Consider the following 15,024-nt stretch of genomic DNA (forward strand, 5'->3'; position numbering starts at 1 on the left):
GGCAATAATGAAAAAATATGCTTACTTATTGCACGCCCTTTGGCTTATTGTTACTTTGCCCGCATTAGCGACACCAAAGGTTGCCACCTTAGATTGGACGATCGCCGAAACCTTGCTCGGACTAGGCGTAACGCCTGTTGCCGTAGGGGATAAACAAAGTTATCAGAACTGGGTGAGCGAACCTGCGTTACCACAAAGTGCGGTGGATTTAGGTACAAGATTACAACCTAATAAAGAATTATTGGCACAACTTGATATTGAAATTTTCCCCAATAGCGATATGTATTTCTCCACCGCACAAGCCAATTTGCCTTATTTGTCCAACGTAAAAACCTTGGATCTCGTTAATTTCTACCAAGCAGGCGATTTTTGGCAAAATCAACTTCAAGCAACACGCCAACTTGCCAATGTGGTGGGGGCGGATTCCACGCCGTTAATTCATCAAACCGAAACCCTTTTTGCCGCACAAAAAGCCTTGCTCACCCCATTTCAAGCACGCCCGTTGTTAATTGTGCAATTTATTGATGGTCGTCATTTGCGTGTTTACGGCAAACAAAGTCTGCCCGGTGTGGTGCTAACCCAACTTGGACTACAAAATGCGTGGCAAGAAGCAGTAAATTTATGGGGATTTAGCCAAATTAGCCTAAATCAGCTCGCACAATTCCCTCACGCAAAATTAGTGATCATCAAGCCTTATCCGCAAAATGTGCCACAAGAACTGGCAAGTAATAGCCTATGGCAAGCTTTGCCTTTAGCGAAAGATCCCTTGATTTTACCTGCCATTTGGACATTCGGCGCTCTGCCCTCCGCTCAGCGTTTAGCCCTTGCCTTAAGCCAAGGATTACGTCAGCCACAAGGGGAAAGCCAATGGTGAAAATTCGTTTAATGCCAAGCCTTGGGCTGATTGCACTGGCATTATTTGCGTTGCTACTTTGGCAACAGCCCGAACAAAGTGAAACCAGCCAACTGCTGATTTTCAATTTTACCTTGCCGCGCGTGCTAATGGCAATTTTGGCAGGGGCAAGCCTAGGTGTGGCTTCGCTATTATTACAACAAATTATGAATAATTCGCTGGCTTCCGACAGCACCCTTGCCGTAAGCGGTGGCGCACAATTCGCCCTGTTTCTGGCTACCCTGTTTTTGCCAAATTTATTGCAATTCGGCACCACGCCGATAGCCTTTATTGGGGCATTATTCGCCTTAGGCTTAGTGCTATTACTGGCGTGGCGGCAAATGCTTTCGCCGTTGTTGATCGTGCTTGCAGGGCTGGTGGTGAGTTTTTATCTTGGGGCGTTTTCTTCCCTTTTAATGCTGTTTTACCCTGAAGAAAGCCGTGGCTTGCTCGTTTGGGGCAGCGGCTCACTGGTACAAGAAAGCTGGTATGACAGCCTAACCCTGCTGCCGTTACTCGCCCCTGCCATTGTCGGCATCGTGCTACTTAGCCCTGCGTTGCAAATTCTGCAATTACAAGAAAGTAACGCACAAAGTTTAGGCGTAAATGTGAAAAGAATCCGCCTGCTCGGTGTGTTGCTTGCCGCTTATTTAGTCGCCATTATTGTCAGCCGCGTAGGAATGATCGCCTTTATTGGCTTAGCCGCTACCACGCTCGCGCGGCAATATCCTGATTATCGCTTTAAAATTTTATTATGGCGAAGTGCCTATTTTGCTAGCATTTTATTGTTGATTGCCGATCTCTGTCTGCAACTGATTGAACAATGGCAAGGCATTTCCTTGCCAACAGGCTCAATTACCGCATTATTCGGCACGCCTTTGTTATTATGGCTCGTGTTCAAACATCGTCAGCAATATGGACGCGTACAAGAAAGCCAAAGTGCGTGGAAAAATTCTGACAAAAAAAGCACCGCACTTTATTTACCGCTGTTTTTGGCTGCCGCGTTAGGCTGTTCTTTATTTTTAGCTCAAGGCGTAAACGGCTGGCAAGTTTACTTAGATCAAGGCCTGTTCAACTTGCGTTTCCCACGCCTTGCCTATGCCCTTTGTGCAGGCATAATGCTCGCTTTGGCGGGAACGATCTTACAACGCTTAAGCCGCAATCCAATGGCAAGCCCTGAATTACTGGGTATTACTTCCGGCGTGAGCTTTGGCGTGTTATTAGCGATTTTTGTTGCAGGGGCGAGCGTACTTAGCCAATATGTATTATGGGGGGCGTTGGGAGCATTATTGATCTTAGGATTAATCTGGCTTATCAATCGCCGCAACGGCTTGCAACCTGATCAAGTGTTGCTCACAGGAATCAGCATTTCCGCCTTATTTGACGCCGTGCAACGCATACTTATCGCTAGCGGCGATCCCCGAGCGTGGCAATTATTAAGCTGGGGTTCGGGTTCAACCTATTACGCCAACAATGAGGTAGCAATCCCTATGCTGATTATCGTGGCGGCACTTTTCGCCTTGAGCTTTATTTTTATTCGCTGGCTAGATTTACTCAGCTTAAATAGCGTAGTGGCTCAATCCCTTGGGGTGAACCTCGTACAGTCGCGTAGCATTTTGTTTTTATTTGCCATCTTACTCACCTTGCTTGCCACTTTAATTGTGGGATCGCTCAGTTTTATCGGCTTGCTTGCGCCACATTTGGCATACAGCTTAGGCTTTCGTCAAAGCAAAACCCAGCTACTTGCCGCAGGCATATTAGGTGGCACGGTGATGATAATGGCAGATTGGCTCGGACGGCAATTATTGTTCCCTTATGAAATCCCTGCAGGTTTAGTAGCAACCCTGCTTGGCGGAACTTATTTTTTATGGTTAATGCGAAAAATGTAACAAATTTACACCGCACTTTCGGCTAGCTGTTCAGCAAAGTGCGGTGCAAAAAACGTAAATTTTTTATCAACAAATAGGAGAAATCAAATGAAAAAACTGACTAAACTCACCTTGCTTTGCGGATTAGCTTTACCTTTCACCAGCCAAGCACACGATTTATGGGCTTATGCACAACACGCAGAAGCAGACAAGCCGTTGCTTGCCGTATTAGGCTATGGGGATAAATTCCCATTAGGCGAAAAAATTGCGGAAGGCCGTTTAAATATCCTCAATCCATTGGTGTTACACCAAGCTGACGGCAAAAATACCACGCTCACTCAGCAAGGAGAAAATTATCATTATGTCACCAAAACCCCATTGGGTAAGGGCGAATTCAAAATTTCAGGAAGCTACAAACCAACTTTCTGGTCAAAAAATGAAAAGGGCTGGAAACGTGAAAATCTCACTCAAATGACAGACGCCAATTACTGTGAAGAATCCAGTATGTTCGCCACAACCTATGTGAACAACGGGGTTGAAGTAAGCGATTTCGCCATTGCCCCTGTGGGCTTGCCACTGGAAATTGTGCCATTGGTGGATCCAACCCAAGTTAGCGTAATGGACGTGTTCCCAGTGCAAGTGTTGTATCAAGGGCAGCCAGCCAAAGGCGTGAGCATTATCGGCACCACCAACGAGTTTACCAAACTTGATGAAAAAGCCGTTTACGATCACCGTGAACCGCAAGCTTTCTCTGGCAAAACGGACGCTCAAGGCAAGGTGAATTTCATTCCTGCCTTAGCGGGGACTTGGAAAATCAAGGCAATTTATGAAATGGATTACCCAGATCAAAAAGTGTGCCAAAAACGTAAACTTTATAGCACTTATACTTTTAAAGTGAAATAACCTTTTTCTTAACTGGCGTGTTCACCGCACGCCATTTTTTATTAACACAATAGGAGCTGTATGAAAGCAAATATTTTTAAACTCTCATTAATTTCCACCGCACTTTTCGCTGCAAGCCAAGGGGTTTTCGCAGAAGAGGTGGAGCAGTTGGACGAAATTGATGTTGTTGGATCGGTGGCTAAAGCTGGAAAAGTAGAATATCTCTCACCAGGTTCAGTAGAAACGATTACCCAAGAACAAATTAGCGAAAAAGGATATCAGCAAATCGATCAAATTGGTCGATATGAGGCAGGTATTTTAAGCCAACCTTTTGGCGGTGATATAGATACTCATGACTGGATTAAAATCCGAGGCTTCAGCCCTACAATTCGAATTGATGGAACAACCCTGTATGATTTTGGTTTTTATCATTGGCAACCAAATATTTATGGATTAGAAGCCATAGAAGTAGTAAAAGGGGCAGATTCTTTAACTTATGGAACTGCAAATACAGGTGGTTTAATCAACTTAATAAGTAAACGCCCTCACAAAGGGAAGGTGGGTCAAGGTGAATTTAAGCTAACTTTAGGCAACCGCCACGAAACAGGAATATCTACTGATTATACTGGTGCAATTAGTGATTCATTGCGATATCGTATTGTTGCTGATTATTTACGTCATCACGGCGAACCAAGAGGTAGTTACAGCAATGCTTATTATCTAGCCCCTAGCCTATCTTGGGATATTTCTCAAAATACCAATCTCACTTTATTGGCAAGTATTCAGCACGATGATGGCGTACCTTCTTCAGGTTTTTTCCCTAAATATGACATTATGAAGCAAGGTGGCTTCTCAAGTCGAACCAATTTTTCTGAGAATGTAGATGAATACTTCAGACGTAATCAATATAGCATCGGCTATGAATTTACTCATAAATTTTCAGATAGTTTACTCTTTAGTTCAAACTATCGCTATGCGTATAGTAATAAAGATCAATTTAGTGCCTCTTTAGGCTGGGATGGAAATTCTCTTAGCACAATGCTTGTACGCGGAAAAACCTTTATTCATACTATTGACAATCATCTTAGTAAAACCTGGAAATTCAATGATATTGAAAACACTTTAGTTGTGGGGGGAGATTATTCTCATTCAAAAAATACTGCTTCTAATGGTTATGGTAGCGTTGCTTTAAGTAACCTTTATGGTAACTATCCAACTGCATCTGCCCCATTCTCTGCATTGACACCTTACACTAATAAAGATCGTCAGTTAGGTTTATACCTTCAAAATCATTTGAGTTTCCAAAATAAATTACTTATTAATTTAGGAGTAAGACGTGATTTTGCTAAAGGTGATTATCGTAGCGCTTTCAGTAATGAGTCTTATGATGTTAGGCATAATACCTATTCCGCAGGAATTATGTATGTTGCAGATAATGGATTAGCCCCTTACTATAATTACTCGGAATCATTTAAGCCTATTTCAAGTACAAATGTAAACGGAACTTTTGTTAGATATAAACCTTATGAAGGTGAGCAACACGAGTTAGGGTTAAAATATCTACCTCAATTTCTTGATGGCAAATTCTCTATAGCTTATTTTGATTTGAAAGAAAAAAATGCACTAGTATCTAATACGGTTAATGGTCAAGCAATTAGTACTCAGGTTGGGAAACAAACGAGTAAAGGCATAGAATTTCAGGCAGATGTAAATTTAACAGAAAATTTAGCTGCACTTTTATCTTACACCTATACAAAATCCAAAACCTATTCTAATACCGTTACTCGTACAGCTATTATTCCTAAACATAGCTATGCGGCTTACTTAAATTACCGTTTTACAGATAATTCATTATCAGGACTACAAATCGGTACTGGTATTCGTTACATTGGAACAAGTACAAATGGTTTAAGTGACGAAAAAGTACCAGCTTATACTTTACTAGATCTAATGGCAAAATATGACTTTTCTCCACAATGGAGTGCTCAAGTCAATATTTCTAACTTAGCAAACAAAAAATATGTTAGCACTTGTGATGCTTATTGGTGTTATATGGGAGAAGGACGTAGAATTACAGGAAATATTTCTTATAAATTCTAACTATCTATAATCTTAGGGCTGATCTCTCAGCCCTTTTTCTTTCTGCGCAAAATCTGCTATGGTAAGCATTTCTCTCTCAATATAGGAAAACGAATGTTAAGCTATCTTAAAGAGCATTTTTTTACCCTAATTTTATGGCTAAAAAAACCAAGTAATGGATTATGGCTCACGCCAATTTTAGGGGCGTTATTTGCCGTATTTTTGGCACTTTTCTCTGCGTTGATTGAAAACAAAGCATTGCCGATAAATATAATGCCAGATATTAGTGAAGCATTGCTCAATGATATTCTCAGCATTATGGCATCGAGTATGCTGGCAGTGAGTACCTTTTCCCTTTCTATTATGGTTTCCGCCTTTTCGTCTGCTTCTAACGGCGCGACGCCAAGAGCGACGGAATTGGTGATGGGCGACAATACCACTCGCCTTGCCATTTCAAGTTTTATTTCCGCCTTTGTATATGCGGTGATTGCCAAAATCACGCTCGGAATGGGCTATTACAACGAAGCAGGACGATTTGTGCTGTTTGTTGGTACGATTTGCGTGCTGATTTATTTAATCACCACCTTAATTACTTGGGTGAGCGCCTTATCGCAGCTCGGGCTATTAAATAATACCTTAGAAAAAATTGAAACGGCTTCACAACAAGCCCTAAATAATTATTGGCAACAGCCTAATATGGGGGCGAAATCCCTTGACAAAATCCGCTTTACTTATGCCATCCACGCCCATAAAACAGGCTATTTAAGCCATATCAATATGCAAAATTTGCAAGATTTTGCTGACAAAAATGACTGCGAAATTGAAATTGCTATTCAACCGGGAAAATTGGTTTATACGGATATGCCACTGGCTTATGTCAATAAATCCATTGAAGAAATGGCGCAGCTGCAAGAAAATTTTATCATCGAAAACAACCGCTCTTATGCACAAGATCCAAAATTTGGTTTGATTGTGTTAAGCGAAGTGGCGCAACGTGCCTTATCTCAAGCAGTGAACGATCCCGGCACGGCAATTAAAGTGATTAGCGTTTTATTACGCTTACTACTTGATAGCAAAGCAGAAAAGCAAGCGGTGAAATATGATCGTCTAGCAATGTTAAATCTCAATGAACAAGAACTTGTTTTACAACCGTTCACGCCGATTTGTCGTGATGGAAGTGCAATGTTAGAAATTCACATCAAAGTACAAAAAGCGCTTGCAGTGCTACGGACACAATCAGACAATCAAGCCATTCGAGAAGCCGCACTAAAACAAGCCAAAATAGATTTAGATTATGCGCTAAATGGGCTTTCCCTTGAAAGCGAAAAGACGCAGCTCCAAGCTTTGCATCAGGATTTATTTCATTAACAACATAAAAAAACTGCACCTATTGGTGCAGTAAATAATGAAAAAGACAGATAAGCATTATTTTGCAGAAACTTTCTGTAAAAATAACTTTCTCGGTGTCGTTAACCCCAATTTTTCAGCCTCATTAACAAGGTTTAAGGCTCGGTTAATGTCTTTTTGTTTTAATGCCTTGAGGACGGCTTGATTAAAATAAGCTTCTGTTTCTTTTTCAACTTTTGCATTATTTCCATTTGTTATATTCTGTGATGGTTGTGTTGTCGTTTGATTTGCAATTACAGTGCTTGCCGTCGGCGCTTTTTTCTCCACGCCTAAAATTTGATTTAAACCGATAAAATTCGTGCCATTTGTAGGTTGGAAATTGATCGTGAGCTTGCCATTTAAACTGTGAGCAACTTGAATATCGGCAATCGCAGGTGGTTGTTTACCTGTGGCTTTAGCAAATAATTTTGAAGGATGAGGAACAAGCGTTTGTTTCGCCAAATCCGCTTTTGTGGTGTAAATTAATAAATAAAGTGTTCCTTGGTTCACTGGCGTTAAATTTAACATCGCGACTAAGCGATTGGGTTTTAGCCCACGTTCTTCTTGTAATTTGAAATAGCTGGAATCATAATGTGCGGCGACATTGAATTGGCTATCCAACACCACCACATTCGGAACAAAAACTTGCTGATTTTGCACCGCACTTTCAATTTCGATTTCTATCGTTCCTTGGTTAGCAGGTAAGCGGTATGCAACAATAGGGCTTTCGACACCAGCAAAAGGAAGCGTAACCGCTTGTTTTTGTACGGCATTAAGTTCTATCTTTACTTGCTGCGGTAAGGCAACATCTTGCCAATGTAATTGTGTTAAACTTTTCGATGGCAAAGAAAATTCTTCTGCCAAAATGGGATGCGTTGTTAAAAGGGTTGCAGCAAAAAGTGCAGTCAAAAAAATTCTCTTTTTCATTGTTACCTCGTTTGGAAAAGCCTGTGTATTGTTGGAACTAGGCAAGCAAAAGTGCGGTGATTTTTTCGCAATTTTTGCTTGCCTATGCAAGGCGCTAAACCGCTTTCATTTTCATAAAATCTGATGTCACCTATTATTACAGCTTCGTAAGCAACTGGTTGTATAAGAATGAAATTAATTTAGCTATTTGACATTACCACCAAGCTTCAAATTGTACGCCTGCGATAAATTCACCATCTTTGGCTTTATAACCTGCATCAGTGCGTTTTTGGGTGTTAAATTTATCATTCCAGTGAGCATAAGTCCCGAACACGCGGATTGCTGGTCTTGCCCAAATGCTGCTACCCGCTTGCCATTGCTGTGCTAGGGTGTATTTCATTAACTGATTTTTCAACCCTGTTTGTTGATCTTTAATGCGATCATAACCCACTTCAACCAGCGTACTCATTGTGTCTGTCCATTTGTACATCGGGCGAACGCCTGCGGAATACCACGTTTTCCCTTGATGATTATCTAAATCGGTTTTTTCGTAAATTAACGCATACATCACTTCCACTTTATCTGACGGTGCGACAACGCCTTGATTGATTAAACGTAGCATATGCCCTTTATTGGTATTTGAGCCGCCTTGTGAGTGCCCTGTACTCCAAGAGGTCATCGCGTCTGTGGCATATTGCACGGTAAATTTATTGAAACCGCCGAAAAATTCGCCTTGAGTATGTTCTAAGGTGAGCATATAGCCGTTTTTACTTGCTCCCTCTACTCGACTGGCATGATTTTTGGTGTGAGAGTTACCATAATCTAGCCCGATTTCTAATTTTCCGTTTTTATTCACTTCAAGATCGGCAAGACGCACATCAAAAACATCGTTATACACGTCTTTATCTTGATCACGGGTGGACTCCCATTTTTTCGTAATTGGGTTGTAGTTCCAACCATACGCGCCACCTTGTTCTGTGTTTCGGGTTACGGCAAAAGAGAGTTTTCCGATACCGACATCAATATTTTCAACCCCAGCACCTGGCCCTGAAATATCCCAATAATAGAAGTCATTCATATGCACATCGTGGCGTTGGTAAAAACGTTTACCTGCCCATAATGTTGCGTCTGGTAGGCTGTCAAGGAAGTTTTTAAATTGAACGTTAATTTCACGCAACGCTGGCGTTGTAGTTTCCCAATCACCCTGTTGGTTCACGGAATAAGCAAGGTTGGAATCTAAATAAATAGATTTATTGCCTTCATTGAAAAGTGATTGTCCTAGTTTAAATTCCGCATAGGTTTCTGCTTCATTACCTAAACGATATTTTGAACCACCACCGTTTACGGTGAAAGCAGTCTGCTCACCGCCACCAGATGTCCAACCAATACCTGAACGAGCATAACCGTGGAAATCAACGGCATTCGCACTCAGTGCGATAAAATTTGCTGCAATAATGGTTGCAATGCGTGTTTTTGCGTTTTTCATAATCGACCTCACTTGAGAATAATTTAGGTTAGGAAAAGGAAAATATCGCCGTTTGATTTCTTAATAAGTGGGATAGCTTCAGTTTGCTGTATCGCTTTATACTGCTAGCTGCTTCGTCTTACTATGAGATTAAACGGTGATAAAAGCGTTTCTACACACCTTTTTCTTTAAAAAGCCTTGGGCAGGCTATGCCATTTTCTTTGAATAAATGACAACGTTCTGGCACGATCCCAATATCAAACTCCGCACCTTCATCCACCAGTACCACATCATTTTGGCGATAGACTAATGTAGGCTGTTTGATTTCAGGGATTTCTAGGTGGATTTGCGTTTCATTACCCAATAACTCGACCACTTGAACTTTGCCTCGCAAAGTCACTTCGGCGTTTTCGGAAGGAACAAGATGCTCTGGCCGAATACCAAGGGAAAGGTTATCTCCCACTTTCACGCCATCACCGCGAACAGGAATCCAAAAGTTATGATGATTGGCATCAGGTAATTCGACTCTGACCCGCTCATTTTCAACACCAGTTACTTTAACAGGCAAAAAGTTCATTTTCGGTGAGCCAATAAAGCCAGCAACAAAGCGGTTGGCCGGATAATGATAAAGTTCAAGCGGTTTACCCACTTGTGCTATTCCGCCTGCTTTTAGTACCACGATTTTATCCGCAAGCGTCATCGCTTCCACTTGATCGTGAGTAACGTAAATCATTGTACGATTTAGTTTTTTGTGTAATTTGGAAATCTCTACCCGCATCTGCACCCGCAATGCAGCATCAAGATTGGAAAGAGGTTCATCTAGTAAAAAGACTTCAGGCTGAGAAACTAGGGTTCGACCGATTGCTACACGTTGTCGCTGCCCACCCGACAAGGCTTTCGGTTTGCGATCAAGTAAGTGAGCAAGTTGTAATACTTCTGCCACTTGATTCACCCGCGATTCACGTTCAGCTTTGCTCACGCCAGCCAGTTTCAAACCAAAAGACATATTTTCTGCCACATTCAAATGAGGATAGAGGGCGTAAGATTGAAACACCATTCCTATACCTCTTTTGGCTGGAGGTACATCATTCATCCTTTTCTCTCCGATGAATAAGTCCCCAGTGCTAATATCTTCAAGTCCTGCGATCATTCTGAGTAATGTGGATTTTCCGCAACCAGAAGGTCCAACAAAAACAACAAATTCACCCTCATTAATTTCTAAATTAATGTCTGTTGAAATTTGTACATTTCCGTAGGATTTACCCACGTTGCGTAAGGATACCTTTGCCATATTTAACCTCATTTTGCGTTTATATCTGAATGCTAGGATAATTCAGTGTGCCTTATCTTCACTGATCTTTTCCTTAAAAAGATCCTCCCTTAGGTATTTTTTTAAGGATTAGATAAAAAAATCGTCTAAAATGATTTTACTTACCAAAGACGCACTATTTATCGTTATTTTGTGATACCGATCACATTTTTCTTTTTCATTTTTGTGAGCCATATCACATAAATAAAAGAAATTACTATAACACGCTTATTTTTATTCAGGGGAGGAGAACGGAGGAGGATAAAAAATTACAAAATTAACGCATAATGAAACCAACAATCCTTTATTAACTCACAATTTATCAGGAGTAATATTATGAAAAAAACCTTATTGACCTTTACCCTAAGCACGCTAGCAAGTCTTGTTTTTTCTGGCTCAGTAATGGCAAAAATGACTGAAGGAAAACTTGTTATTTGGATTAACGGCGATAAAGGCTATAACGGCTTAGCGGAAGTCGGAAAAAAATTTGAAGCCGACACGGGCATTCCAGTGCTTGTAGAGCACCCTGATAAGCTAGAAGAAAAATTCCCACAAGTTGCCGCAACAGGTGATGGGCCTGACATTATTTTTTGGGCACACGATCGTTTCGGTGGATATGCACAAGCAGGTTTGTTAGCCGAATTACACCCTAGTGCTGATTTTAAAGAAAAATTTGCTGATTTTGTGTGGGACGCACAAACCTATAATGGCAAAGTGATCTCTTACCCTGTGGCGATTGAATCCCTTTCGTTAATTTATAACAAAGATCTCATCAAATCCCCTCCTAAAACTTGGGAAGAAGTTATTGAAGTGGATAAAAATTTAAAAGCCCAAGGAAAAAATGCCATTATGTGGAATCTTGCTGAACCTTATTTCACTTGGCCTGTGGTGGCGGCTAATGGCGGCTATGCATTCAAATTTACCAATGGACGCTACAATCCTACAGATATTGGTGTAAATAATGAAGGCTCACAACAAGGCTTACAATTTGTAGTTAATTTAGTCAAAGATAAAGTGATCAATCCTGATATGGATTATTCCGTTGCGGAGGCCAGTTTCAACAAAGGAGAAACCGCATTAACCATCAATGGACCTTGGTCGTGGGGTAATATTGAAAAAAGCGGTATTAATTATGGCGTAGCTGTGCTCCCAACTTTAAATGGCAACCCTTCTAAGCCTTTTGTTGGTGTATTAAGTGCTGCAATTAATGCAGCAAGCCCAAATCAGGATCTTGCCGTTGAGTTCTTAGAAAATTATCTTTTAACCGATGAAGGCTTAGAGGCAGTGAATAAAGACAAACCATTAGGCGCTGTTGCATTGAAATCTTATCAAGCGAAACTTGCTGTTGATCCTCGCATTGAAGCGACAATGACGAATGCAAAAAATGGCGAAATTATGCCAAATATTCCGCAAATGTCCGCGTTTTGGTATGCCGAGCGCAGTGCAATTATCAATGCGGTAAATGGTCGTCAAACGGTGAAACAAGCTCTTGATGAAGCTCAGGAAAGAATTTTAAAACAACAATAATTTTCTTAGGGGAGAATACTCCCCTTTTACCTAAGCGCTAAATCTAAGCGTTAATAAAAGTGCGGTGCTTTTTTTCACAGTTTTTTGAGGTGTAGTATGCGATCATCATTTTTAAGCCCCAACCTAACTCAGCGACATTTTGTCAGATACCTTTTAATTATTACTATTTTACTGCTAGATTTTTATGCGGTAATGTTGATGTATTCCCAAGGTGAGTATCTTTTTGCGATTTTAACCCTCGTAATCCTTACCTCTGGCATGTATATTTTTAGCAGCCCTAAAGCCTATGCGTGGCGTTATGTTTACCCTGGTCTGACGGGAATGATCATCTTTATTTTATTCCCACTAGTCGCCACTATCGCCATCGCATTCACTAATTACAGCAGCACAAACCAACTTTCATTTGAGCGTGCGTTAAACGTTTTAACCGCTCAGAAATATTTATCTGGCGAAAAATATGATTTCAAGCTCTACCCACAAACTGAAGGAAAATATCAAATTGGCTTATCTCATAATGGCGAATATTTTCTTTCCGCCCCTGTATCTTTAGTACCCGCACAAGTTCATTTAGCCCAGCAAGATTTGCCTGACATTAATGCTGCTCCGCTGAAAACCATCACGCAAAATCGCCAAGCCTTGCAAGGGATGACCCTAATTTTGCCGAATGGTTCAGCATTAACAATGAGCTCATTACGTCAATTTTCGGCTCAAAGCTCACGCTATCGTTATGATGAAACCACACATCAGCTCATTAATAACGAAAACGGAAAAATCTATTTAGCCAATTTTGATACGGGCTTTTTTCAACAAATTGACTCTCAAGGCAACTGGCTTAAGGAAACGTTAGAACCGGGCTTCACTGTTTCTATCGGATTCGCAAATTTCATTAAAATTTTCACCGATGAAGGAATTCAAAAACCTTTTATCCAAATCTTTATTTGGACGATTGTGTTTTCAGTGCTAACAGTTATTTTCACCGTAATTTTAGGAATGATTTTTGCTAGTCTTGTACAATGGGAAGCCTTAAAAGGCAAAGCACTTTATCGTCTTTTCCTCATTTTACCCTACGCTGTTCCAGCATTTATTTCTATCTTAATTTTCAAAGGGTTATTTAATCAAAGTTTCGGTGAAATCAATATGATCTTGAACCAGCTTTTCGGCATTCGCCCTGAATGGTTTAATGATCCCTTCTTAGCGAAAGTAATGATTTTAATCGTAAATACTTGGCTAGGTTATCCTTATATGATGATCTTGTGTATGGGTCTCTTAAAAGCGATTCCAAACGATTTATATGAAGCCTCGGCAATGGACGGCGCTTCAACTTGGCAAAATTTTAGTAAAATTACCGTGCCGCTATTGTTAAAACCGCTTACCCCATTAATGATCGCCTCGTTCGCCTTTAACTTTAATAATTTCGTGCTAATTCAATTATTAACCAATGGGCGACCAGATATGATCGGCACAACAACGCCAGCAGGGCATACAGATCTTTTAGTGAGCTACACTTACCGAATTGCATTTGAAGGCGGCGGTAGCCAAGATTTCGGGCTCGCTGCTGCCATTGCAACCCTCATTTTCTTATTAGTCGCAGGGCTTGCTTTATTAAATATCAAAGCCACAAAAATGAAATTTGACTAGGAGGAATTATGGCTATTGTTCAAGCAAAATCCTTACGCTATCGCCTATGGGCAACCCATTTTTTCTTAATTGCATTTATTGCGTTAATAATGTTTCCGCTGTTAATGGTGGTTGGCATTTCTTTACGCCCGGGAAATTTGGCGCTTGGTGATATTATTCCACACGAAATTTCGTGGGAACATTGGAAGCTCGCTCTCGGGTTTGATGTGGTACATTCTGATGGCAGCATCACGCCCCCACCGTTTCCTGTATTGCTCTGGCTTTGGAACTCGGTGAAAGTCGCAACGCTGACTTCAATAGGCATTGTCGCACTTTCCACCACCTGTGCTTACGCTTTCGCCAGAATGAAATTCAAAGGTAAAAAAACGCTATTGCAAGGGATGCTTATTTTTCAAATGTTCCCAGCCGTACTTTCTCTTGTTGCCTTGTATGCGTTATTTGACCGCCTAGGACAATACATTCCGTTTCTCGGCTTAAATACGCACGCTGGCGTGATTTTTGCCTATCTCGGTGGTATTGCATTGCACGTTTGGACGATCAAGGGATATTTTGAAACTATTGATGGATCATTAGAAGAAGCCGCCGAATTAGATGGTGCAACACCGTGGCAAGCATTCCGCTTGATTTTGCTTCCGCTTTCTGTCCCTATTTTGGCGGTGGTATTTATTTTATCTTTCATCGCAGCCATTACAGAAGTGCCCATCGCCTCACTGCTCTTGCGTGATGTGGAAAGTTATACCCTTGCGGTAGGTATGCAACAATATCTTTATCCACAAAACTATTTATGGGGCGATTTTGCTGCCGCTGCTGTGCTTTCTGCCATTCCTATCACTGCTGTCTTCTTATTGGCACAACGTTGGCTTGTGGGTGGCTTAACCGCAGGTGGGGTAAAAGGCTAACTTAGTGAAAAGTAAAAATAACTAAAAATCTAACCGCACTTTAATGAGTGTTTTGATTGTCAGAGCAATTCAACATACAAATAAAAAGTGCGGTGCTTTTTTAAAGAAAAATTTTTAAAAATTCCACCGCACTTTAAGATTCTAATTTTTGCAAAGATAGCTCAAAGTTGAAT

General features: G+C 40.9%; 11 protein-coding genes. 8 read left to right on the forward strand and 3 right to left on the reverse strand.

Going from position 1 to position 15,024, the window contains the following annotated elements; all coding sequences use genetic code 11:
* Nucleotides 1–7: 7 nt before the first annotated feature.
* The 5 genes from C3007_RS04060 (at nucleotide 8) to C3007_RS04080 (ending at nucleotide 7,089) form a co-directional block, all read left to right on the forward strand.
* Nucleotides 8–874: an ABC transporter substrate-binding protein gene (locus C3007_RS04060; RefSeq protein ID WP_103853220.1), complete on the forward strand. Its 867-nt coding sequence runs from the start codon at nucleotides 8–10 to the stop codon at nucleotides 872–874.
* Entirely contained in the window at nucleotides 868–2,781 is a 1,914-nt protein-coding gene (gene fhuB / locus C3007_RS04065) for a Fe(3+)-hydroxamate ABC transporter permease FhuB (RefSeq protein WP_103853221.1), read from the forward strand. The genes C3007_RS04060 and fhuB overlap by 7 nt, the downstream gene beginning before the upstream one ends.
* Before the next feature lie 87 nt (nucleotides 2,782–2,868).
* Entirely contained in the window at nucleotides 2,869–3,663 is a 795-nt protein-coding gene (locus C3007_RS04070) for a DUF4198 domain-containing protein (RefSeq protein WP_103853222.1), read from the forward strand.
* Nucleotides 3,664–3,723: 60 nt separating this feature from the next.
* Nucleotides 3,724–5,742: a TonB-dependent siderophore receptor gene (locus tag C3007_RS04075; RefSeq protein ID WP_103853223.1), complete on the forward strand. Its 2,019-nt coding sequence runs from the start codon at nucleotides 3,724–3,726 to the stop codon at nucleotides 5,740–5,742.
* Nucleotides 5,743–5,835: 93 nt separating this feature from the next.
* The gene (locus C3007_RS04080; RefSeq protein ID WP_103853224.1) at nucleotides 5,836–7,089 is read left to right on the forward strand and encodes a DUF2254 domain-containing protein; all 1,254 of its coding nucleotides are present in this window, start codon (nucleotides 5,836–5,838) and stop codon (nucleotides 7,087–7,089) included.
* A 57-nt stretch (nucleotides 7,090–7,146) separates the two neighbouring features.
* Here the strand turns inward: C3007_RS04080 and malM are convergent, their stop codons facing one another.
* The 3 genes from malM to malK form a co-directional block, all read right to left on the reverse strand.
* Nucleotides 7,147–8,034: a maltose operon protein MalM gene (gene malM, locus C3007_RS04085; protein WP_103853225.1), complete on the reverse strand. Its 888-nt coding sequence runs from the start codon at nucleotides 8,032–8,034 to the stop codon at nucleotides 7,147–7,149.
* 193 nt (nucleotides 8,035–8,227) lie between these two features.
* Nucleotides 8,228–9,499: a maltoporin gene (locus C3007_RS04090; RefSeq protein ID WP_103853226.1), complete on the reverse strand. Its 1,272-nt coding sequence runs from the start codon at nucleotides 9,497–9,499 to the stop codon at nucleotides 8,228–8,230.
* A gap of 151 nt (nucleotides 9,500–9,650) precedes the next feature.
* Nucleotides 9,651–10,769, reverse strand: coding sequence for a maltose/maltodextrin ABC transporter ATP-binding protein MalK (gene malK / locus C3007_RS04095; RefSeq protein WP_103853227.1), 1,119 nt, complete (start codon nucleotides 10,767–10,769; stop codon nucleotides 9,651–9,653).
* A gap of 354 nt (nucleotides 10,770–11,123) precedes the next feature.
* Between malK and malE the strand changes: the two genes are divergently transcribed.
* From malE to malG, 3 genes are all read left to right on the forward strand, one after another.
* Nucleotides 11,124–12,314: a maltose/maltodextrin ABC transporter substrate-binding protein MalE gene (malE, locus tag C3007_RS04100; protein WP_103853228.1), complete on the forward strand. Its 1,191-nt coding sequence runs from the start codon at nucleotides 11,124–11,126 to the stop codon at nucleotides 12,312–12,314.
* Nucleotides 12,315–12,410: 96 nt separating this feature from the next.
* A complete protein-coding gene (malF, locus tag C3007_RS04105; RefSeq protein WP_103853229.1) occupies nucleotides 12,411–13,952 on the forward strand; it encodes a maltose ABC transporter permease MalF in 1,542 nt (513 codons plus the stop codon).
* Nucleotides 13,953–13,960: 8 nt separating this feature from the next.
* On the forward strand, nucleotides 13,961–14,851 hold the full coding sequence (gene malG / locus C3007_RS04110; RefSeq protein WP_103853230.1) for a maltose ABC transporter permease MalG: 891 nt from the start codon (nucleotides 13,961–13,963) through the stop codon (nucleotides 14,849–14,851).
* The last annotated feature ends 173 nt before the right edge of the window (nucleotides 14,852–15,024 follow it).

Source organism: Avibacterium gallinarum, from assembly GCF_002921135.1.
Taxonomy (GTDB): Bacteria; Pseudomonadota; Gammaproteobacteria; order Enterobacterales; family Pasteurellaceae; genus Avibacterium; species Avibacterium gallinarum.

What these genes read in the sequence shown, in the direction of transcription:
- fhuB (WP_103853221.1), top strand. Translation starts at nt 868, where the DNA reads ATGGTGAAAATTCGTTTAATGCCAAGCCTTGGGCTGATTGCACTGGCA.
- malM (WP_103853225.1), bottom strand. Translation starts at nt 8,034, where the DNA reads ATGAAAAAGAGAATTTTTTTGACTGCACTTTTTGCTGCAACCCTTTTA.
- malF (WP_103853229.1), top strand. Translation starts at nt 12,411, where the DNA reads ATGCGATCATCATTTTTAAGCCCCAACCTAACTCAGCGACATTTTGTC.
- C3007_RS04075 (WP_103853223.1), top strand. Translation starts at nt 3,724, where the DNA reads ATGAAAGCAAATATTTTTAAACTCTCATTAATTTCCACCGCACTTTTC.
- malE (WP_103853228.1), top strand. Translation starts at nt 11,124, where the DNA reads ATGAAAAAAACCTTATTGACCTTTACCCTAAGCACGCTAGCAAGTCTT.
- malG (WP_103853230.1), top strand. Translation starts at nt 13,961, where the DNA reads ATGGCTATTGTTCAAGCAAAATCCTTACGCTATCGCCTATGGGCAACC.
- C3007_RS04060 (WP_103853220.1), top strand. Translation starts at nt 8, where the DNA reads ATGAAAAAATATGCTTACTTATTGCACGCCCTTTGGCTTATTGTTACT.
- malK (WP_103853227.1), bottom strand. Translation starts at nt 10,769, where the DNA reads ATGGCAAAGGTATCCTTACGCAACGTGGGTAAATCCTACGGAAATGTA.
- C3007_RS04080 (WP_103853224.1), top strand. Translation starts at nt 5,836, where the DNA reads ATGTTAAGCTATCTTAAAGAGCATTTTTTTACCCTAATTTTATGGCTA.
- C3007_RS04090 (WP_103853226.1), bottom strand. Translation starts at nt 9,499, where the DNA reads ATGAAAAACGCAAAAACACGCATTGCAACCATTATTGCAGCAAATTTT.
- C3007_RS04070 (WP_103853222.1), top strand. Translation starts at nt 2,869, where the DNA reads ATGAAAAAACTGACTAAACTCACCTTGCTTTGCGGATTAGCTTTACCT.